Here is an 18,217-nt window from a genome sequence, read left to right on the forward strand (position 1 = left end):
AGGTGGGTTCCCAATGGGAACTCGCGCTGCTACGTTGCGGTCATGCTCGATCGCATCAGCGCCCTCACGTGGCGCCGTCCCCGCGCCGTCCTGGCTCTTGTCCTGCTCTTCGCCGGCGTCGCGGGCTTCTTCGGCCACGACGTCGAGGAGCACCTCGCTGCCGCGGGCTTCGCGGACCCGTCCTCCCAGAGCGAGGTCGCCGGTCGCGTGCTGGCCAAGGACCTCGGCCACACCGCCGAGCCGAGCCTCGTCGTGCTGGTGCGCACCAAGGACGGCGACAGGCTCGACCTCACCGACCCCGCGGTCGTCACCGAGGTGGACCGCCTCGCGGCCCAGCTCGCCAAGGCGAGGTACGTCGGCAAGGTCGACAACCCCCTGGCCGCACCGGACCCGGCGAGGACCGGCCTGGTCGCCGCCGACGGGCGCTCGCTCGTGCTCGCCGCCCACCTCACCGACCCCGACATCGAGGACAAGGGCGGCATCGCTGACGAGTCCGCACGGAAGCTGGTCACGTCGACCTCCCTGGACGTCGGCTTCGGCGGCTTCGCAGCCGGCTTCAACGAGGTCAACGACCAGACCCGGAAGGACCTCGACAACGCCGAGCTGATCGCCTTCCCGATCCTGGGCATCCTGCTGCTGCTGGTCTTCCGGTCGGTCGTGGCGATGCTCATCCCCCTGCTCGTCGGAGGCCTGTCGATCGTCGGCACGCTCTTCGCGCTGCGGATCATGGCGACGTTCACCGAGACCTCGCTCTTCGCCCTCAACATCGCCACGGCGCTGTCGCTCGGCCTGGCCGTCGACTACGCACTCCTCCTGATCTCGCGTCACCGCGAGGAGGTCGCCCGGCTCGGCTACACGGAGGAGGCGCTGCGCAACACCGTCACCTCGGCGGGCCGTACCGCACTCTTCTCCGGACTGACCGTCGCCAGTGCCATGGCGGCCCTGGTCCTGATGCCGCAGCGCTTCCTCTACTCGATCGGCGTCGCCGGAGGCATGGTCGGCCTGCTCTCGTCGACGATGGCGATCCTGGTCGTCCCGGCACTGCTCGCCTGGCTGGGCCCGAACATCAACCGGTTCTCGATCCGCCGCGGTCCGGCCGTCTCCGACGCCTCGACCGGCTGGCTGCGCCTCGCGCGGGGCGTGATGAAGCGGCCGGTCCTCGTCGCGGTGGCGACGACGACGATCCTGCTCGCGGTGGCGTTCCCGCTGCTGGGCACGCACCTCACCGGGCCGAGCGCACAGGCCGTGCCGCCCGGCCAGCAGTCCTACGGGGTGATCAGGTACCTCAACGCCCACTACCCACGGGCCGTGACCGAGGGCGTCTCCCTGACCGTCACCGGTGGCGCCACCGACAGCGAGCTCGCCGCGCTGCGCACGGAGATCGCCGGCGTCGACCACGTCGTCGCCGTCACCCCCTTCCAGCACACGTCGGACGACGTCGCCTACGCGACCGCCGCGTTCGACGTACCGGCGCTCGACGACGGCGCGCAGGACTCGCTGAAGGAGATCCGCAGGCTCTCCGCGGGCTCGGGGACGACGCTGCTGGTCACGGGCAACACCGCCCGCTTCATCGACCAGAAGGCGTCGCTGGCCGCCAACGCGCCTCTCGTCGTCTCCGTCATCGTGCTGCTCACCCTGGTCCTGCTCTTCCTGCTGACCGGATCGGTGCTGCTGCCGTTCAAGACGTTGCTGATGAACGCCCTGACGCTGAGTACCACGCTCGGCATCCTCGTCATCGTGTTCGAGAAGAAGGTCGGCAGCAGCCTGCTCGACTACCCGGGGCCGTACTCGGTCGAGGTGACCAGCATGGTCTTCCTCTTCGTGGTCACGTTCGCCCTCGCCACCGACTACGCCGTGCTGGTGATGGCGCGGATCAAGGAGCTGCGCGACGGTGGCCTGGGCAACGAGGAGGCGGTCGCACAGGGCATGGCACGTACCGGCCGCATCATCAGCGCGGCGGCGCTCATGATCGCCGTCGTGTTCGCGGCGTTCGCGGTGAGCCCGGTCTTCTTCATGAAGCAGATCTCGGTCGGCATGGCGCTCGCCGTCCTCATCGACGCGACCATCGTCCGGGCGCTGCTCGTGCCCTCCCTGATGCGGCTCCTGGGCGAGGCCAACTGGTGGGCTCCCCGACCGCTCCGCCGCCTCCACGACCGCTTCGGGATCAGGGAGGGGTAGGCCGGGAAAAGTCCCGAAAATATTTTCCGGGACCCGCGTAACCCGCCGCCCGACCGCGCGTTGATCAGGGCACAACGGTCGGGGAGCAACCTCCCTCCCAGCTCCCTGATCGCTCGAGCCCGTCTCCACCAGCACTCCCTCCCTCCCGCTGGTCGAGACGGGCTCGAATTGTATTTCGGGCCATCCACGCATTCGGAGCAGCAGGTCACCGCGCCGTACGATCTGCCGGTGCCACACCGCGATGACCAGCCCCAGGACGACCACCCCTTCGGCGGCCCGCTCTCCGACGAGCCGCTCGAGCGGATCGATCCCGAGGAGCTCCGCATCGCGCTGAAGGTCCTCAGCGAGATCCCCCGCCTCGACCCGGAGCACGAGGACGTCCGCACGATGAAGCGCGGCGCGTCGTACATGTACAAGCTGATCAAGAAGCAGCGCCGCTCCGAGCTCCGCCAGGAGAAGCAGGCGCACGACCAGGCGATCATCGAGAAGACCGCGACCGGTTCGCCGATGCGCATCGACGACGAGACCGCCGGCATCCCGCTGGTCTCGACCGCGAAGGGCGCCTTCGCGGGCGAGCTGATCACCGCGCGCGGCTGCTACATCTGCAAGCAGGACTTCACGCTCGTCGACGCCTTCTACCACTGGCTCTGCCCGACATGTGCGGCCAAGAGCCACGCCAAGCGCGAGCAGCGCACCGACCTCACCGGCAAGCGCGCACTGCTCACCGGTGGCCGCTCGAAGATCGGCATGTACATCGCGCTGCGCCTCCTCCGCGACGGCGCACACACGACGATCACGACGCGCTTCCCCAAGGACGCCGTCCGCCGGTTCGCCGCCATGGAGGACTCCGCGGACTGGATCGACCGGCTCAAGGTGGTCGGCATCGACCTGCGCGACCCCACCCAGGTCATCTCGCTGACCGACGACGTCGCGGCCGACGGACCGCTCGACATCATCATCAACAACGCCTGCCAGACCGTACGCCGCCTCCCCGGCGCCTACTCCCACCTGATCGACGGCGAGAACGCGCCGCTCGGGACGGCCGAGTCGCTCGGCATCAAGGCCCTGCCGGAGATGGTCACCTTCGACCGGATCTCCGAGGCCCACCCGGCCGCCATCGCGGGCGCCCTGTCCGAGACCGCCGTGGCGCACCACGAGGGAGAGTCGGCCGAGGCGGCGCTGGCGGCGCACAACGCGGCGTCGCTGACCGCACTGGCCCTCAAGGCCGGCAACGCCTCGCTCGAGCAGCACCTGGCCGGTACGGCGATCGACGCCGGTGGCCTCATCCCCGACATCCAGGACAACAACTCCTGGACCCAGGTGCTCGACGAGGTGGACCCGCTGGAGCTCCTCGAGGTGCAGTTCTGCAACTCGATCGCGCCGTTCCTGATCAACTCGCGCCTGCGCCCGGCGATGCGCGCGGCCATCGCCAACGGCGCCCGTCGCGCGTACATCGTCAACGTCTCGGCGATGGAGGGGCAGTTTTCCCGCCGGTACAAGGGCCCGGGACACCCGCACACCAACATGGCCAAGGCCGCGCTCAACATGATGACGCGCACCTCCGCCGGCGAGTACTTCGAGACCGACCGGATCCTGATGACCGCCGTCGACACCGGATGGATCACCGACGAGCGGCCCCACTACGAGAAGCTCCGCATCGCCGCCGAGGGCTGGCACGCACCGCTCGACCTGGTCGACGGCGCCGCCCGCGTCTACGACCCGATCGTGCAGGGTGAGCTGGGCAACGACATCTACGGCGTCTTCGTGAAGGACTACGAGCCCAGCCCGTGGTGATTCTCACCCGGATGAGTGCGACGGTGAGTCGCACTTTCTTCTAGGGTCTGCACCATGTCCAACTCTGTTTCCGTGGAGAGCGCGGTCGCCGTCTCCTCCGACGTGGCCTTCGCCTACCTCTCCGACTACACGAAGATCGCGGACTGGCTCTACGGCCTCAGCGAGCTCAAGGCCCTGACCGAGCAGACCCGCGGGATCGGCGCCAAGTTCGACGGGACCATCAAGCTCGGCGCCAAGCTGCAGTCCCTGCTCGAGGTCGTCGAGTTCGAGGAGGGCCGCCTGATGGTGCTCGACTCCTACAAGGGCATCAAGAACGCTTCGCGCTGGGAGGTCACCCCCACCGGTGACGCCTCCTGCACCATCAAGGTGACCTGGGAGTACGACCTCGGCGGTGGCATCGCCGGCAAGGCACTCGGCAAGGTCGTCGAGCCGGTCGTCAAGATCGCAGCCAGCGCGTCGACGAAGTCGCTCAAGGAGAAGCTCGAGGGCTGACCGAGCCCGGCTTCGTCCACGCGTTCACGCCCGCGGGTCCACAGGTCCCGCGGGCGTCGTGCGTCGCACGGCTGAACGTGTGACGACGGCACCGTGCGCGCCCTCGACACTGTCGGGGGTCGGGTGTTGGCTGAGGACATGACCAACGCACTGAACCCGTACCTCAACTTCAAGGACAACGCCGCCGAGGCGATGGCCTTCTACCAGTCGTTCCTCGGCGGTGACCTGCGGGTCAGCACCTTCGGCGACATGGGAGACACCAGCGACGCCGCCGGCCTCACGATGCACGCCATGCTCGTGACCGACGAGGGCTTCACCCTGATGGCCTCCGACACGCACCCGCAGATGGGCGAGTACGCCGCCCCGGCCGGCTTCTCGATCAGCCTCTCCGGCACGGACGAGGGTCCGCTGCGGGCCTACTGGGAGGCACTCGCCGCCGACGGCACCATCGGCATGCCGCTCGACAGGCAGGTCTGGGGCGACGTCTTCGGCCACGTCATCGACAAGTTCGGCATCAGCTGGCTGGTCAACATCGTCTCCCCGGAGAACGCTGCGGCCCAGGGCTGACCCGCCCGGCACGACAGCACAGTGGCCCGGACCGTCGGATGACGGTCCGGGCCGCTGTGATGCTCCGGAGGGGCCGGGTGTGGCTACGGCACGACAGGCAGGGTCAGCGTCTGGGTGCCGCCCGACGTGATCGTCACCGGCGTCGCCTCGATGCCGCCGCGGTAGTTCACCGAGCCGCCCGCGACCACGAACCGGAGCGTGTGCCCGGGCGCGAACCGGTGCACGATCGCCGGCAGGGTGGTGGTGAAGGGCTTGGTCACGTCAGCGACCCGGACCGGTGCCTCGAGCGCGTTGATCGTCACCGCATGGCCCGAGGCGTCCACGTCCTGCACCTTGAGGAAGAGGACCAGCTGGCCGGCCTCGCCGGCGCCCTGGGTGAGGGCGGCGGACGGTGCGTCGACCTTGAGCGTCGCGACCGGCGAGCCCACGACGTCGACCTTCGAGCCGAGCACCGGGCTGCTCCACGCGGCGTACGTGCCGGGAACGTCGACGGCGTCGGCAACCGGGTCCTTCACGACGCCGCCGAGCACGTCGGTCTCGGGGAACGACGTCGGCAGCCCCGCAGCAGGGGTCACGAACGCCTGCGTGCCCGGCAGTGGGGTGCCGGTCGTGAGGGCGCCCGCGGTCAGGCCGCCACCGGACAGCTTCCAGGTCTGGCCGCTGCCGACGGGGAACGACCGGGACGTCGCGAACGTCGCGCCGGCGTCACCGGTGTCGAGCCAGTCGCGGTAGTAGGCGAACTCGGGACCGGTCGAGACGTCGAGCCCCTTGAGGTAGCGGTCGAACCACTGGTACGCGCGGCCGACGAGGTAGTCGTTCTCACCGGGGAGCATCCCGAGGGAGCTGTGCCCGAAGTGCTGCCAGACCATCTTGACGGTGGTGCCCTGCGCCTTGAGCGCCTGGTAGGTGGCGACCGCCTCGTTGAGGTTGAAGAGCGTGTCCGCCTGGCCCTGCAGGAGGAGGGTCGGCACCTCGATGTTCGCCATGTACGACGCGACGCTGGCGTGCTGGGCCGCGGCGACGGACGCGGCGTCGAAGTAGCCCGTGGTGCCGGCAGTGACCAGCGCGGGGCAGACCCAGTCGGCGAAGTTCGGGCACGGGAGCGGGTCGCCGGGGACCTGCTGGTTCTGCAGGTCACCGGTGAGGCCCAGGGCGGAGAAGCCCAGGCCCCAGGCGAGCTTGGTGGCTCCGGAGTTGGTCGAGGTGACCCGACCGGGTGCGACCTTGTCGGTGTTGTTCGGGGCCAGGCTGTAGGAGAGGTCGTTCCAGGTGATGATCGGGACCAGGGCGTCGACGCGGTGGTCGATGCCCGCCGCGGCGAACTGGAACCCGCCACCGTAGGAGCCGCCGATCAGGCCGACCCGGGGGTCGTTCGCCTGGGCGACGCCGTCGTGGTCCTTCTGGTCACGCTGGACCACCTCGAGCGGCGCGACCGGCTGGGTGTGGGCAGCGTCGGCGTAGGCGATGCCGTCGCGGCCGCCGAGGTAGGAGACCAGCTGGCTGGCCGCCTTGCCATCCCAGTCGGGGTCGTCGAGGGTGATCTTGCAGGAGGACCCACCGAAGCCGAGGCCGGAGTACGACAGCACGGCGTAGCCGTTGGTGGCGAACGACGCACCCCAGGCCGCCTGGTCGTCCTTGGACCCGCCGAAACCGTTGGTGGTCAGGATCGCGGGCACCCGACTGGTCGGCGAGGCGGACGACGGCAGGTAGAGGTCACCGATGATGTCGCAGGCCGTGCCGTTGTCCGGGCCGGTGGTGACAGCGAAGTGCAGGGTCTGCACGGAGTACGCCGGCCCGGCGACGGCCGGGAGCGCAGGGGCGACGAGTGCGGTGGCTGCGGCGGCCAGTCCGGCCAGCGGCACCACGCGACGAGCACGGGAACGCGGGAACATGCCTGCACAACTGTGAGGCACGCCACTTGGTTACGCCCTCGTCAACAAGTGGGCCATCAGGCGTTGCAGGGTCAGCGTGCCTCGGTCTCGCCGTGCTCGTGGTCGAAGTGCTCGAGGTCGGTCGACTCCTCGGGCTTGCGGACCGACAGCGCGATCACGATCGAGAGGAGGAAGAAGGCGAGGATCGCGAGCAGGATGAAGACCTGGTCGCGGGTGAAGATCTCGGCAAACGGCTCCATGGCGCACCTCCGTAGACGGTGTGCCCCACCGCTACGAGCCTACGCCGCCGGAGCCCTCCACCGGGAGGGCCCAGACGGGTCAGATGCCCGACTCCTCCGACGGCGGGATCGGCCCGTCCGCGTCGAGGATGTCGGGGTGGTGCTCCGGGTCGGTGGTGTCCCACGGGCGGGAGACGCCCATCAGGAGCGCGCCGACGAAGAACGCGAGAATGACCAGTCCTGTGAAGAGCTCACCGGCGCTCATGACTTCCTCCTTGTGCCGGGTCCAGCCTACGCCCCGGCGCCGTGCCGGCCGGCCCCTTCCGCGAACCGCGCTGCGCCCGCCACCGCCTCGAGCAGGACCTCCTCACCGAGGCGCCACTCCTCCGCGATCGCCTCTGCCTCCGGACGGCCGGCGGCGGTGAGGACGGAGGCCCGGTCCGAGCGCATGCACGCCTGCGGGAACGCCGCGATCCGCTCCGCCAGCTCGACGGCCTCGGCGAGCGCCGCGCCCGGCGCGGCGACCCTGTTGGCCAGTCCGATGTGGAGCGCCTCGGCGGCATCCACCGGGCGTCCGGTGAGCACGAGGTCGAGGGCGCGCGAACGTCCGACCAGCTCGGGGAGCCGGATCGTGCCGCCGTCGATCAGGGGCACCCCCCAGCGCCGGCAGAAGACGCCGAACGTCGCCCCGGGGTCGACGACGCGCAGGTCGCACCAGAGCGCCAGCTCGAGGCCCCCGGCGACGGCGTACCCCTCGACGGCGGCGATGACCGGCTTGGAGAGCCGGAGCCGGGTCGGGCCCATGGGACCGATGTCGTCGGCGGCGCCCGTGGGCGGAGCGACCTCCATCGACGCGGTGCTCACGGCGGCGAGGTCGGCCCCGGCACAGAACGACCCACCCGCACCGTGGAGCACCGCGACGTGGGCCTCGGGGTCGGCATCGAAGGCGAGGAACGCCGCGTGCAGCTCCCGCGCGTGCGGGGTGTCGACGGCGTTGCGGACCTCGGGCCGGTCCAGCGTCACCACCGTGACGGAGCCGCGCTTCTCGACGTGGACGCTCATCCGGGGAACCCGGTCGCCGTGCGCTCGATGATCGGGGCCAGGTCGAGGCCGGTCGGCAGCGTGCCGAGTGCCCCGCCCCAGTCGCGGCCCAGGCGCGAGGCACAGAACGCGTCGGCCACCGCAGCCGGCGAGTGCCGCAGCAGCTGGGAGCCCTGGAAGACCAGCGCCATCTGCTCCACGATCCGGCGGGCCCGCAGCTCGATGTCGTCGAACGAGGTGAACTCCTTCTTCAGCCGGTCGACGGCCTCGTCGTAGCGGACATCCGCCCCCTCGGCCAGCGCTGCCTCGGCGAAGAAAGCGTCGAGCGTGTGCGGCTCCTTCGCCAGCGCGCGCAGCGCGTCGAGCGCCGCGACGTTGCCGGACCCCTCCCAGATCGAGAGGAGCGGCATCTCGCGGTAGATCCGGGCGATGTCGTGCTCCTCGATGTAGCCGTTGCCGCCGAGGCACTCCAGCGCCTCGCCGACCGCGACCGGTGACCGCTTGCAGACGTAGTACTTGGTCACGGCGAGGGCGATGCGACGGAGAGCCGCCTCGCCCTCGTCGCCGCGGATCGCGCGGTCGTTGGCGCCGGCCAGGCGCATCATCGCCGTGGTCGATGCCTCGGACTCCACCTGCAGGTCGGCGAGGACGTTGCGCATGGCGGGCTGGTCGACCAGCAGCTTGCCGAACGCCGACCGGTGCCGCGCGTGGTGGGCAGCCATCGTCACCGCGGTGCGCAGGCCGGCGGAGGAGCCGATCACGCAGTCGAGGCGGGTCATGTTGACCATCTCGACGATGGTCCGGACACCACGGCCCTCCTCCCCCACGAGCCAGCCGACCGCGGCGTCGTACTCGATCTCGGAGGAGGCGTTGGACTTGTTGCCGAGCTTCTCCTTGAGCCGGACGAAGCGCATCGCGTTGTGCTCACCGCCGGGAAGGACGCGCGGCACCAGGAAGCACGTGACGCCCGCCGGCGTCTGGGCGAGAGTCAGGAACATGTCGCTCATCGGCGCCGAGGTGAACCACTTGTGCCCGCGCAGCACGTAGGTCCCGTCGGCCTGCCGCGTGGCCGTCGTGGTGTTGGCACGGACGTCGGAGCCGCCCTGCTTCTCCGTCATCGACATGCCGGCGATCAGGCCTCGCTTGGTCGCGGGGTCCTGCAGGCCGAAGTCGTACTCCCGGTTGGTCAGCAGCGGCTCGAACGTCGCGGCGAGCTCGGGATTGGCGCGCAGCGCGGGGACGACGGCGTACGTCATGGAGATGGGGCAGCCGTGTCCGGCGTCGACGTTCCACGCGTAGAACTTCGCGGCGCGGGCGACGTGGGCGCCGGGGCGGTCGTCGGCCCACGGGGCACCGTGGAGGCCGTGCTCGACGGCGGTCGTCATCAGCTGGTGGTAGGCAGGCACGTACTCGACCTCGTCGATGCGGTGGCCGTAGCGGTCGTAGTTGTGGAGCACCGGCGGGACCCGCTCCGCGAGCCGGCCCCAGGCCTGCGCCTCGGCGGTGCCGGCAAGGCATCCCAGCTCGCTCACCTCCGGGATCGCCCACCCGGCCCCCTCACGCTCCAGGCCCTCGCGGAGCGCGGGGTCGGCGCTGGTGTCGTGGCCGACGAGCGGCGGGACCTGGTTGAAGACTTCGTGCGTCGCGGTCATCGTGGTCATCCCTTGTTCGTGGAGGGGCCGAAGTCGTCGTACGGCGCGGAGTCGCGCTCGCGCACCGCCTGGCGGAAGCCCGCCTCGGCCGCACGCTGCTGGAAGGCGTAGCCCTCCCGGGTGTGCCGGGAGATCCCGTCGAAGACGGTGCTGATCATCCGGCTGTTCTGCACGCCCTGGGCGAGGAGGGCGGAGTTGAGGGCGAGCTTGACCATCATCAGCTGGTTGAGCGGCATCGCGGCGATGCGCTGGACCAGCACCTCGGTGCGCTCGTCGAGCTCAGCGGGGTCGGGCGCCTCGATGGCCAGGCCCCACTCCGCCGCCTCGCGGCCGGACAGCGTGTCGCCGGTGAGCAGCAGCCGCTTGGCCCTCTGGTCGCCGAGGCGGTGCGCCCACAGGCCGGCACTCGGCACGCCCCAGACACGGGTGGGTGGGTAGCCGATCTTCGCGTCGGCGGCGATGACGATCTGGTCGCAGTGCAGGGCGATGTCGGTGCCGCCGGCGACGCAGAAGCCGTGGATCTTGGCGACCGTCGGCTTGTCGGCGTGCAGCAGGCTCGCGAATCCCTTCGTGAAGCGGCTCATCATCGCGTAGTCGACCATCGGGTCCCAGGTGCCGCGGGGGTCGTGGTTGGTCATCTGCACGACCGGGTCGAGCACCGTGCCGGTGCGGTCGTCGGCACCGCGCATGCCGCCCTCCATCAGGTGCTCTGCACTGGCCGCCAGGTCGTAGCCGCCGCAGAACCCCTTGCCCCGCCCGCTCAGCACGATCACGTGCACGCGCGGGTCGAGGTCGGCCCGCTCCACCGCGTGCGCCAGCTCGAGCGGGGTGTCGGGGGTGATCGCGTTGCCCTGCTCCGGCCGGTTGAAGGTCAGTCGTGCGACACGGCCGTCGACCTCGTAGGTCAGGGTCCGGTACGCCGGGCCGTCGTCGCTCGCCGCCGCCGCGTGCCGGTACGGCGAGCCAGGGCCCTCGTCAGTGCGCAGGCGCCAGCCGGGTGTCGTCTCCATGCTTCCGACGTTACAGATATCTATACAGGCGTGTCCAGATTTGTTGCATGACAGGATGTCCTCCGTGCCCGTCGACGCGACCCCCCTCTCCGCGCGCTCCGTCGTGCTCAGCCTGCTGCTCGGCGCACACCCGGCACGGCTCACGACCGCCGAGCTGACCCGGGCGGGTGACCACTTCGGCGTCGCCTCCGCGACCCTGCGCGTCGCGCTCAGCAGGGCCGTCGCCGCCGGCGACCTGGTCCGCTTCGACGGGGGCTACCAGCTGGGCGACCGCCTGATCAGCCGCCAGGCCCGCCAGGACGAGGGCGTCGAGGACGCCGAGGCCGACTGGGACGGCAGCTGGGAGATGGCCGTCGTCGTCGTGACCGGCCGCTCCGGCGCCGAGCGCGCTGCCCTGCGCGACGAGCTCGCACACGCCCGCCTGGCCGAGCTCCGCGAGGGCGTGTGGACCAGGCCCGCCAACCTCCGCCGCCCGGCCGCGTATGCGGCCGACCCGGTCCTCGAGACCTTCCGCGCGACTCCGCACGAGGACCCGGCCGAGCTGGCAGCGCGCCTGTGGGACCTGCCCGCCTGGGCCACCACCGGCCGGCGGATCCTCGAGCACCTGCACGCGACCACAGCCCCGGCCGACCGGCTCGCCGCAGCCGCCCACCTGGTCAGGCACCTCAGCAGCGACCCGTTGCTGCCGGCCGAGCTGCTTCCCGCCGACTGGCCCGGCGCGGACCTGCGCCGCACGTACGCGGCGTACCAGGCCGAGCTGCACGACCTGGCCCGCAACGGCAGCTGACCCGCCGAGACGGGGCCCGTGCCGCGCCGAGACGGGGCCCGTGCCGCGCCGAGACGGGGCCCATGCCGCGCCACGCGGCATGATGCGGCCATGGCGAACTTCTCCGACTTCAACACCGGCGTCTACCTCAACGGGCTCTTCGGCACGATGCCGTCCTTCCCGATGGAGTACGCCGGGTGGGAGGCCGCCGCACGCGCGACCCTCGACGACGTGCTCTACGACTACGTCGCCGGCGGCGCGGGCGACGAGTTCACGCAGGACGCCAACGTGCGCGCGTTCCAGCGCTGGGGCATCAAGCCGCGCATGCTCTCCGGCGCCGCCGAGCGCGACCTCTCGGTGGAGCTCTTCGGCCGGCGCTACGCCAGCCCGGTCTTCATGGCGCCGATCGGCGTCGTCGGCGTCATGGACGCCGCCGGCGGCGCACCGGGCCACGGCGACCTCGAGGTGGCGCGCACGGCAGCCGCGACCGGCGTACCGGCGGTGATGTCGACGCTCATGCAGGACCCGATGGAGGACGTCGCCGCCGAGCTCGGCGAGACGCCCGCCTTCTTCCAGCTCTACACGCCCAACGACCGCGAGCTCGCGGAGTCGTTCGTCCGTCGCGCCGAGGCGGCCGGGTTCGCCGGCATCGTCGTCACGCTGGACACCTGGACCCTCGGGTGGCGCCCGCGAGACCTCCAGCACGCCTCGATGCCCCAGCTGCAGGCGAAGTGCCTGGCCAACTACTTCTCGGACCCGGTCTTCCGGGCGAAGCTCGACAGGACGCCGGAGGAGGACCCGGGCGCCGCCGCGATCCAGTGGGCGCTCACGTTCGGCAACCCCGGCCTCTCCTGGGACGACCTCGCGTGGCTGCGCGGCCTCACCGACCTGCCGCTGCTGCTCAAGGGCATCTGCCACCCCGACGACGTACGCCGCGCCAGGGACGGCGGGGTCGACGGCATCTACTGCTCCAACCACGGCGGCCGCCAGGCCGCGTCGGCCCCGGCGCTCGACTTCCTCCCCGACGTCGTGACCGCGGCCGACGGGATGCCGGTGCTCTTCGACTCCGGCGTGCGCTCGGGCGTCGACGTGGTCAAGGCGCTGGCCCTCGGCGCCACGGCGGTCGGTGTCGGCCGTCCCTACGGGTGGGGCATCGCGATGGGCGGCGCGGCGGGTGCGCAGCACGTGCTGCAGTGCCTGCTCGCCGAGGCTGACCTGACGATGGGGCTCAACGGCTACGCCTCGGTCGCGGAGCTGGCCCGCGAGGTGCTCGTCCGGGTCCCCTGAGCCGGACGTGCAGCCGGGCGACGACCCGCTGACGCCGGCAGCGTTCTGGGGCAGAATCCCGGACATGCTGTCCATGAAGAGCAAGTGCGAGCTGTGCGCCGCCCCGCTCGACTACGCCGCCGAGGCCTTCATCTGCTCCTACGAGTGCACCTACTGCCCGGCCTGCGAGGCGAAGCTCGACGCCTGCCCCAACTGCGCGGGCGAGCTGGTGCCGCGCCCGCGCCGGGTCACCGGCCTGCGCGAGATCGCGCGCCGCACCCCCGCACGGGTGGTCCGCCGGGTGAAACGAGCCCGGTCCTGACCTCAGTCCGCGAGCTGGGCGGGGCTGACGGCGAGCTCGGCGGAGAGCTGGCTCTGCTGCGCGGCGAGCTGGCCGAGGATCTGGCGGCCGGCGAGCAGCAGGTCGCGGACCTCCGGCACGGCGATCGAGTAGACGACCGCCCCGCCCGACCGGTTGGAGGTCACCAGCTGCGTACGACGGAGCACGCCGAGCTGCTGCGAGAGGTTGCTCGGCTCGATGGAGATCTGCTCCAGGAGCTCGTGCACCGCATGATCCCGCTCACTCAGGAGTTCCAGAATCCGGATGCGAGCGGGGTGCCCGAGCGTCTTGAAGAGCTCGGCCTTAGCCTGATACAGCGGTACTCCCACCACAGCTCCTCGCTCGCGACCTGATCCTGTCCGTCAACGGCGACGTCCATCACCATTGGACATGAAGGCTACATGAGTTGCGAAACTCTTCATCTCAAGTAGCCTCCTGAATGTGCGATCCGAGGGCGTGTCGTGTGCAATGGCTGTCAGAGTCGAGAGGACAGGACCCAAATGACTGACGTCAACACCGTGCTTGACCAGGCTGGTCTGACCAACGAGGACGTGCGCGCGTACGTCAACGAGTGGTTTGCCATCACCGGCGCCGAGCGCGTCGAGGTGGTCTCCGCCGCCGACGACGCACGCCTCATCCAGGTGGCGCTCGAGGCCGGCGAGCTGCTTCCGGCCGGCGAGGGTTCGTACTTCTCGCGTTCGTACTTCAAGGACACCGCTCGTGCCGAGGAGCGCACGATCGTCGCGACCTCCGACGAGGCCGACAAGGGTCTGTACAACAACTGGAAGCCCTCCTCGGAGATGAAGCCGAAGCTCATCGAGCTGATGACCGGCGCATCGGCGGGCAAGACGATGTACGTGATCCCCTACCTGATGGCGCCGGCGGGTTCCCCGCTCGACAAGTTCGCCGCGGGTGTGGAGCTGACCGACAACGTCGGTGTCGTGCTGCAGATGATCCGCATGGCCCGCGTCGGTGTGGACTACATCAACCACCTCGGCAACGACTTCGTCCGCGCCGTGCACGTCACGGGCGACCTGCCGAACCTCGGCCAAGGCACCCCGGACGACAAGCGCTACTTCGTGACCGTCGCCGACGAGCGCACGATCCTGCACTTCGGCTCGTCGTACGGCGGCAACGCGCTGCTCGGCAAGATCGCCCACGGTCTGCGCCAGGGCTCCTACGACGGCTGGAAGAACGGCTTCCTCGTCGAGCAGTTCATGCTCCTCGGCATCACCGACAAGGAGACCGGCCAGAAGTGGAACATCTGCGGTGGCTTCCCGTCGGCCTCGGGCAAGACCAACCTCGCGATGACGCTGGCCCCCGACGCCCTCGGTGACCGCTACTACGTGGAGTTCTACGGCGACGACATCGCCTGGATCTGGGTCGACGAGAACGGCGTCCTCCGCGGCTTCAACCCGGAGAACGGTGTCTTCGGTGTCGCCAAGGACACCAACGAGCTGACCAACCCGACCGCGATCGAGTCGATCAAGCCCGGCCTCGGTGTCATCTACACCAACGTCGCGTACAACGAGAAGACGCAGGAGGTCTGGTGGGAGGGTCGCGGCGAGAAGCCGACCGACCTCGACGGCTGGCTGGACTGGAAGGGCGAGCGCATCGCCGACCGTACGCCGGAGCAGGCGGACGAGAACTGGGCGCACCCGAACTCCCGCTTCACCACCACCATCGCCAACGTCCCGAACGCTGCCGAGCAGTGGAACGACCCGGCCGGCGTCGAGATCCACGGCATCATCTTCGGTGGTCGCACCCGTGACCGCGAGCCGCTGATCCGCGCGATCAACGACCTCGCCGAGGGCGTCTACGACGGCCTCACCCTGGGCGCCGAGGCGACGTTCGCCGCCGACGGCCTCGAGGGCGTGCTGCGCTACGACCCGATGTCGATGCGTCCGTTCATGTCCTACGGCGAGGGCGACTACGCCCAGCACTGGCTCGACGTGGTCGGCAAGGCGACGAACAACCCGATCTTCGCCCACGTCAACTGGTTCCAGCGTGGCGAGGACGGCCGCTTCCTGTGGCCCGGCTACCGCGAGAACCTGCGCCCGCTGCTGTGGCTCATGCAGTACCGCAACGGCGAGGTCACCGGTGTCGAGACGCCGGTCGGCGTCCTGCCGGCGCGCGAGGAGCTCAACCTCGAGGGCCTCGACGAGCAGACGCTCGCCGACCTCGACACGATCCTCACGATCGACACGAAGCGCTGGCAGCAGGAGATGGGCTACCGCGAGGAGCACCTCAAGCAGTTCACCAACGTGCCGGCCGAGATCTGGGAGGCGCACAACCGCGTCGCCAAGGCCCTCGAGGCCTGAGCGAGCCGAGCGAGAGGCCGCTGCTCCGTCGTACGACGGGGCGGCGGCCTTCGTCATTTCCCGACCGGCTGCGGGCGCAGGAGGTGACGGCGCCACTGGGAACCGATAGTTTCCGCATACGCGCGGCGGGTCCGGGGAACACGGGGGTGTCCAGACCCGCCGGCATGACCGCCGGCCCGCCGAAATTCCCTGCCGGAAACCGCGTCACCGTTGCGCCGCTCGACCGTTTCCCTTGACGAGTGGCCAGCAACTGCAGGGCCGCACCCACCTGGAAGGCAGCCCCATGAGCACCACGGTCGCAGCACCCGCCATGGACGTCACCGTCTCGTCGCTCGTCCGCCGTCCCGTCGCGGACGTCGCCCGCCACGCGGCAGACCCGGCCACCGCCGAGGCCTGGCTGCCCCACGTGCTGGGACGCAAGCTGCCGCTCGGCTTCGATCTGGTCTCGTTCGAGCCGACCCACGGCATGGTCCTGCGCAGCGAGCAGGGCCCGGTCGCGCTCGAGGCGACCTACACCTGGGAGCCGACCGGCGCCTGGACCAAGCTCACGCTGCGCCAGACCGGCGAGGCCCCGCTCGTCGGCCTCGCCGCCCCGCTCATCGAGAAGGCAGCGGCGAAGGCCATGGCGCGCACCGTCGCCCGCCTCGTCGAGACCCTCGAGGTCCGCCAGGCCGCGTCGGCCTGAGCACCGCGCTCCGCTCCCGACCGGTCAGTCACCGATCGGGCGCGGACGACCGAGGAGCAGGCCCAGCAGCACCATGCCGCCGCCGAGCACGAGATGCAGGACGTCGTCGGCGTCGTTGAGCGGGACGAAGTTCGCCTGGTCGTGCTGCCCGACCACGAGGCCGTAGAGGAAGACCAGCAGGTACACGAGCCCACCGCCCACCAGGTACGCCCGTGCGCCGGCTGCCGTCCTCGCCAGGAGGAGGCCAGCGGCCGCGAAGGCCAGGTGGATCAGGTTGTGGAGGACCGAGACCTGGAACAGGCCGAGCAGCTTCGCGCCCGAGTCGTGGCCCGCGAGCTGCAGGTCGCCGTAGTGCGTGGTCACCCCCGGGATGAACCCGGCGATGCCGACCACCAGGAATGCCGTCCCGACCGCCGCGGCGGCCAGCTGGATCTGCGATGCGTCGTAGCGGACGTCCGTCTCCATCACGCTCTCCTCTCGTCAGGGGCCCGTGAGGTACCCCGCGCGAGGCGTGCGGATGCGTCAGTTGGCGATGTGGATGACCGCGTCGCCCGCGTTGACGATCGGGGCCCGGGTCAGCCCGATGACGACGCCGGTGCGGTCGGCGTGCACGAGCCGCACCCGCCGGCCCAGGGTGTCGGAGAGGCCACCCAGGCGCTGGCCCTCGCGCACCTCGGCACCCAGGTCGACCTCCAGGTGGAGGATGCCGGTGCCGCGGGCCCGGACCCAGCCGCTCGAGCGGCACTCCTCGACGTACGGCGGCTCGATCAGCTCGGGGCGGATGTCGATCATGTCCATCTGGACCAGCACGCGCAGGACTCCCTCGACACCGACCCTGATCGGGGCCTCGTCGAAGCGCATCGCCATTCCGGCCTCGTAGAGCAGGACACGCGCGCCGACGTCGAGTCCCGCCTGACGCAGCGAGCCGTCCCGCAGCCTCGCGTGCAGCATCACCGGAGCGCCGAACGACTGGGCCAGCCTGCGCGTCACCGGGTCGTCGAGGTCGGCCCGGATCTGGGGCAGGTTGTCGCGCTTGTCCGCGGCGGTGTGCAGGTCGATGCCGAGCTCGCACTTGGACACGACCTCGTCCATGAAGAGCCGCGCGATGCGGCTCGCCAGCGAGCCGCGTGCGGAGCCGGGGAACATCCGGTTGAGGTCGCGGCGGTCGGGCAGGTAACGGTCGCCGTTCATGAAGCCGAGCACGTTGACGACCGGGACGAAGACCACCGTGCCGCGCAGCTGCTTGGGGTCGAGGTCGGCCATCACGCGACGGATCACCTCGACGCCGAGGACCTCGTCGCCGTGGATCGCGGCGTTGACCCAGATCGCCGGGCCGGCCTCCTTGCCGTGCACGACGTGCACGGGGAGGCTCACGTCGCCTCCGGTGACGAGGCGGGTGATCGGCAGCTCGACCGACTTGGCCGACCCGGCGCGCACGCGGACGCTGCCGATCGCGAAGGACTCACGCGCCATCGGCCGGCACCGCCTTCGGCAGCGGCGCGACGCCGCGGTTCTTCCGGCGTACGACGCGGCGGGGCCGGCCGCCGACGTACGACCGGGCGGAGTCGACGAGGAAGCCCTGGCGCAGCGCCTCACGGCCGACGAGGAGGCGGAACCCCATCTCGTCGCGGCGGCTGAGGGTCACCTCGGCGGTGACGGTGCGGTCGAGCAGACGGATGTCGAGGAGCACGACGTAGCGCTCCTCGGCGTGACCCGACGAGCTGCGGACCGCGCGCCGGTCGTGGACCGGGAGCTCGACGTCGACGGCGTCCTCGGCACTGCGCTGCCACGGGTGGATGGAGAAGCGGACCCACTCGGCACCGTCACGCTCGAAGGGCTCCAGGTCGAAGGCGTGCACCGCCGACGACCGGGCGCCGGTGTCGAGCTTCGCCTTGATCCACGGCACGCCGAGGTCGGGGAGACTCACCCACTCGCGCCACCCGGCGGTCTCCGGGTGTCTGGTTGGATGGGAGTCCGTCACGGCCCCTATCCAAG

19 protein-coding genes are annotated in these 18,217 nt (G+C 70.6%); 9 read left to right on the forward strand and 10 right to left on the reverse strand.

The annotated features are described in order from the left end of the window. The first annotated feature begins 42 nt into the window (after positions 1 to 42). The 4 genes from Q5722_RS06995 (at position 43) to Q5722_RS07010 (ending at position 5,031) form a co-directional block, all read left to right on the forward strand. Entirely contained in the window at positions 43 to 2,178 is a 2,136-nt protein-coding gene (locus Q5722_RS06995) for an MMPL family transporter (protein WP_305027488.1), read from the forward strand. Between the two features lie 228 nt (positions 2,179 to 2,406). Further along, positions 2,407 to 3,972: an SDR family NAD(P)-dependent oxidoreductase gene (locus Q5722_RS07000; protein WP_305027489.1), complete on the forward strand. Its 1,566-nt coding sequence runs from the start codon at positions 2,407 to 2,409 to the stop codon at positions 3,970 to 3,972. Between the two features lie 54 nt (positions 3,973 to 4,026). Continuing rightward, a complete protein-coding gene (locus Q5722_RS07005) occupies positions 4,027 to 4,464 on the forward strand; it encodes an SRPBCC family protein (protein WP_305027490.1) in 438 nt (145 codons plus the stop codon). Positions 4,465 to 4,602: 138 nt separating this feature from the next. After that, positions 4,603 to 5,031: a VOC family protein gene (locus Q5722_RS07010; RefSeq protein ID WP_305027491.1), complete on the forward strand. Its 429-nt coding sequence runs from the start codon at positions 4,603 to 4,605 to the stop codon at positions 5,029 to 5,031. Positions 5,032 to 5,114: 83 nt separating this feature from the next. On the opposite strand, the gene Q5722_RS07015 is transcribed toward Q5722_RS07010, so the two are convergent. From Q5722_RS07015 to Q5722_RS07040, 6 genes are all read right to left on the reverse strand, one after another. Continuing rightward, a complete protein-coding gene (locus Q5722_RS07015) occupies positions 5,115 to 6,923 on the reverse strand; it encodes a CocE/NonD family hydrolase (protein ID WP_305027492.1) in 1,809 nt (602 codons plus the stop codon). A gap of 71 nt (positions 6,924 to 6,994) precedes the next feature. Next, on the reverse strand, positions 6,995 to 7,162 hold the full coding sequence (locus Q5722_RS07020) for a hypothetical protein (RefSeq protein ID WP_305027493.1): 168 nt from the start codon (positions 7,160 to 7,162) through the stop codon (positions 6,995 to 6,997). 79 nt (positions 7,163 to 7,241) lie between these two features. Continuing rightward, positions 7,242 to 7,406: a hypothetical protein gene (locus Q5722_RS07025; RefSeq protein WP_305027494.1), complete on the reverse strand. Its 165-nt coding sequence runs from the start codon at positions 7,404 to 7,406 to the stop codon at positions 7,242 to 7,244. A gap of 26 nt (positions 7,407 to 7,432) precedes the next feature. Then, entirely contained in the window at positions 7,433 to 8,203 is a 771-nt protein-coding gene (locus Q5722_RS07030) for a crotonase/enoyl-CoA hydratase family protein (protein ID WP_305027495.1), read from the reverse strand. Then, positions 8,200 to 9,843: an acyl-CoA dehydrogenase family protein gene (locus Q5722_RS07035; RefSeq protein WP_369415016.1), complete on the reverse strand. Its 1,644-nt coding sequence runs from the start codon at positions 9,841 to 9,843 to the stop codon at positions 8,200 to 8,202. Before Q5722_RS07035 ends, Q5722_RS07030 begins: the two co-directional genes overlap by 4 nt. Next, on the reverse strand, positions 9,840 to 10,844 hold the full coding sequence (locus tag Q5722_RS07040; RefSeq protein WP_305027496.1) for a crotonase/enoyl-CoA hydratase family protein: 1,005 nt from the start codon (positions 10,842 to 10,844) through the stop codon (positions 9,840 to 9,842). The genes Q5722_RS07035 and Q5722_RS07040 overlap by 4 nt, the downstream gene beginning before the upstream one ends. Before the next feature lie 55 nt (positions 10,845 to 10,899). Between Q5722_RS07040 and Q5722_RS07045 the strand changes: the two genes are divergently transcribed. The 3 genes from Q5722_RS07045 (at position 10,900) to Q5722_RS07055 (ending at position 13,198) form a co-directional block, all read left to right on the forward strand. Further along, complete coding sequence (locus Q5722_RS07045; RefSeq protein WP_305027497.1) at positions 10,900 to 11,631, forward strand: PaaX family transcriptional regulator C-terminal domain-containing protein; 732 nt, start codon at positions 10,900 to 10,902, stop codon at positions 11,629 to 11,631. 90 nt (positions 11,632 to 11,721) lie between these two features. Further along, on the forward strand, positions 11,722 to 12,897 hold the full coding sequence (locus Q5722_RS07050; RefSeq protein WP_305027498.1) for an alpha-hydroxy-acid oxidizing protein: 1,176 nt from the start codon (positions 11,722 to 11,724) through the stop codon (positions 12,895 to 12,897). A 64-nt stretch (positions 12,898 to 12,961) separates the two neighbouring features. Then, positions 12,962 to 13,198: a DUF1272 domain-containing protein gene (locus Q5722_RS07055; protein ID WP_305027499.1), complete on the forward strand. Its 237-nt coding sequence runs from the start codon at positions 12,962 to 12,964 to the stop codon at positions 13,196 to 13,198. Positions 13,199 to 13,200: 2 nt separating this feature from the next. Here Q5722_RS07055 and Q5722_RS07060 read toward each other — a convergent pair whose 3' ends face one another. Beyond that, positions 13,201 to 13,548 carry an ArsR/SmtB family transcription factor gene (locus Q5722_RS07060; RefSeq protein WP_369415017.1) on the reverse strand — a complete coding sequence of 116 codons (348 nt, stop codon included), beginning with the start codon at positions 13,546 to 13,548 and terminating at the stop codon, positions 13,201 to 13,203. 168 nt (positions 13,549 to 13,716) lie between these two features. Between Q5722_RS07060 and Q5722_RS07065 the strand changes: the two genes are divergently transcribed. Beyond that, positions 13,717 to 15,537 carry a phosphoenolpyruvate carboxykinase (GTP) gene (locus tag Q5722_RS07065; RefSeq protein ID WP_305027501.1) on the forward strand — a complete coding sequence of 607 codons (1,821 nt, stop codon included), beginning with the start codon at positions 13,717 to 13,719 and terminating at the stop codon, positions 15,535 to 15,537. 283 nt (positions 15,538 to 15,820) lie between these two features. Continuing rightward, entirely contained in the window at positions 15,821 to 16,222 is a 402-nt protein-coding gene (locus Q5722_RS07070; RefSeq protein ID WP_305027502.1) for an SRPBCC family protein, read from the forward strand. Between the two features lie 24 nt (positions 16,223 to 16,246). Here the strand turns inward: Q5722_RS07070 and Q5722_RS07075 are convergent, their stop codons facing one another. From Q5722_RS07075 to Q5722_RS07085, 3 genes are read right to left on the reverse strand one after another with little or no spacing between them, the layout of a single operon-like run. Next, positions 16,247 to 16,687 (reverse strand): DUF4383 domain-containing protein, encoded by a 441-nt coding sequence (locus tag Q5722_RS07075; protein WP_305027503.1) that lies wholly within the window; start codon positions 16,685 to 16,687, stop codon positions 16,247 to 16,249. A gap of 57 nt (positions 16,688 to 16,744) precedes the next feature. Next, positions 16,745 to 17,695 carry a succinylglutamate desuccinylase/aspartoacylase family protein gene (locus tag Q5722_RS07080; protein WP_305027504.1) on the reverse strand — a complete coding sequence of 317 codons (951 nt, stop codon included), beginning with the start codon at positions 17,693 to 17,695 and terminating at the stop codon, positions 16,745 to 16,747. Next, positions 17,685 to 18,203 carry an ATP-dependent zinc protease family protein gene (locus tag Q5722_RS07085; protein ID WP_305027505.1) on the reverse strand — a complete coding sequence of 173 codons (519 nt, stop codon included), beginning with the start codon at positions 18,201 to 18,203 and terminating at the stop codon, positions 17,685 to 17,687. The genes Q5722_RS07080 and Q5722_RS07085 overlap by 11 nt, the downstream gene beginning before the upstream one ends. Positions 18,204 to 18,217 lie beyond the last annotated feature (14 nt).

The organism is Nocardioides jiangxiensis (assembly GCF_030580915.1).
Taxonomy (GTDB): Bacteria; Actinomycetota; Actinomycetes; order Propionibacteriales; family Nocardioidaceae; genus Nocardioides; species Nocardioides jiangxiensis.

Bases quoted from the DNA above. Each gene is read 5' to 3' on its own strand.
- Q5722_RS07075 (WP_305027503.1), bottom strand. From the start codon at position 16,687: ATGGAGACGGACGTCCGCTACGACGCATCGCAGATCCAGCTGGCCGCC.
- Q5722_RS07045 (WP_305027497.1), top strand. From the start codon at position 10,900: ATGTCCTCCGTGCCCGTCGACGCGACCCCCCTCTCCGCGCGCTCCGTC.
- Q5722_RS07005 (WP_305027490.1), top strand. From the start codon at position 4,027: ATGTCCAACTCTGTTTCCGTGGAGAGCGCGGTCGCCGTCTCCTCCGAC.
- Q5722_RS07040 (WP_305027496.1), bottom strand. From the start codon at position 10,844: ATGGAGACGACACCCGGCTGGCGCCTGCGCACTGACGAGGGCCCTGGC.
- Q5722_RS07015 (WP_305027492.1), bottom strand. From the start codon at position 6,923: ATGTTCCCGCGTTCCCGTGCTCGTCGCGTGGTGCCGCTGGCCGGACTG.
- Q5722_RS06995 (WP_305027488.1), top strand. From the start codon at position 43: ATGCTCGATCGCATCAGCGCCCTCACGTGGCGCCGTCCCCGCGCCGTC.
- Q5722_RS07010 (WP_305027491.1), top strand. From the start codon at position 4,603: ATGACCAACGCACTGAACCCGTACCTCAACTTCAAGGACAACGCCGCC.
- Q5722_RS07080 (WP_305027504.1), bottom strand. From the start codon at position 17,695: ATGGCGCGTGAGTCCTTCGCGATCGGCAGCGTCCGCGTGCGCGCCGGG.
- Q5722_RS07070 (WP_305027502.1), top strand. From the start codon at position 15,821: ATGAGCACCACGGTCGCAGCACCCGCCATGGACGTCACCGTCTCGTCG.
- Q5722_RS07050 (WP_305027498.1), top strand. From the start codon at position 11,722: ATGGCGAACTTCTCCGACTTCAACACCGGCGTCTACCTCAACGGGCTC.
- Q5722_RS07025 (WP_305027494.1), bottom strand. From the start codon at position 7,406: ATGAGCGCCGGTGAGCTCTTCACAGGACTGGTCATTCTCGCGTTCTTC.
- Q5722_RS07065 (WP_305027501.1), top strand. From the start codon at position 13,717: ATGACTGACGTCAACACCGTGCTTGACCAGGCTGGTCTGACCAACGAG.
- Q5722_RS07020 (WP_305027493.1), bottom strand. From the start codon at position 7,162: ATGGAGCCGTTTGCCGAGATCTTCACCCGCGACCAGGTCTTCATCCTG.
- Q5722_RS07035 (WP_369415016.1), bottom strand. From the start codon at position 9,843: ATGACCACGATGACCGCGACGCACGAAGTCTTCAACCAGGTCCCGCCG.
- Q5722_RS07055 (WP_305027499.1), top strand. From the start codon at position 12,962: ATGCTGTCCATGAAGAGCAAGTGCGAGCTGTGCGCCGCCCCGCTCGAC.
- Q5722_RS07030 (WP_305027495.1), bottom strand. From the start codon at position 8,203: ATGAGCGTCCACGTCGAGAAGCGCGGCTCCGTCACGGTGGTGACGCTG.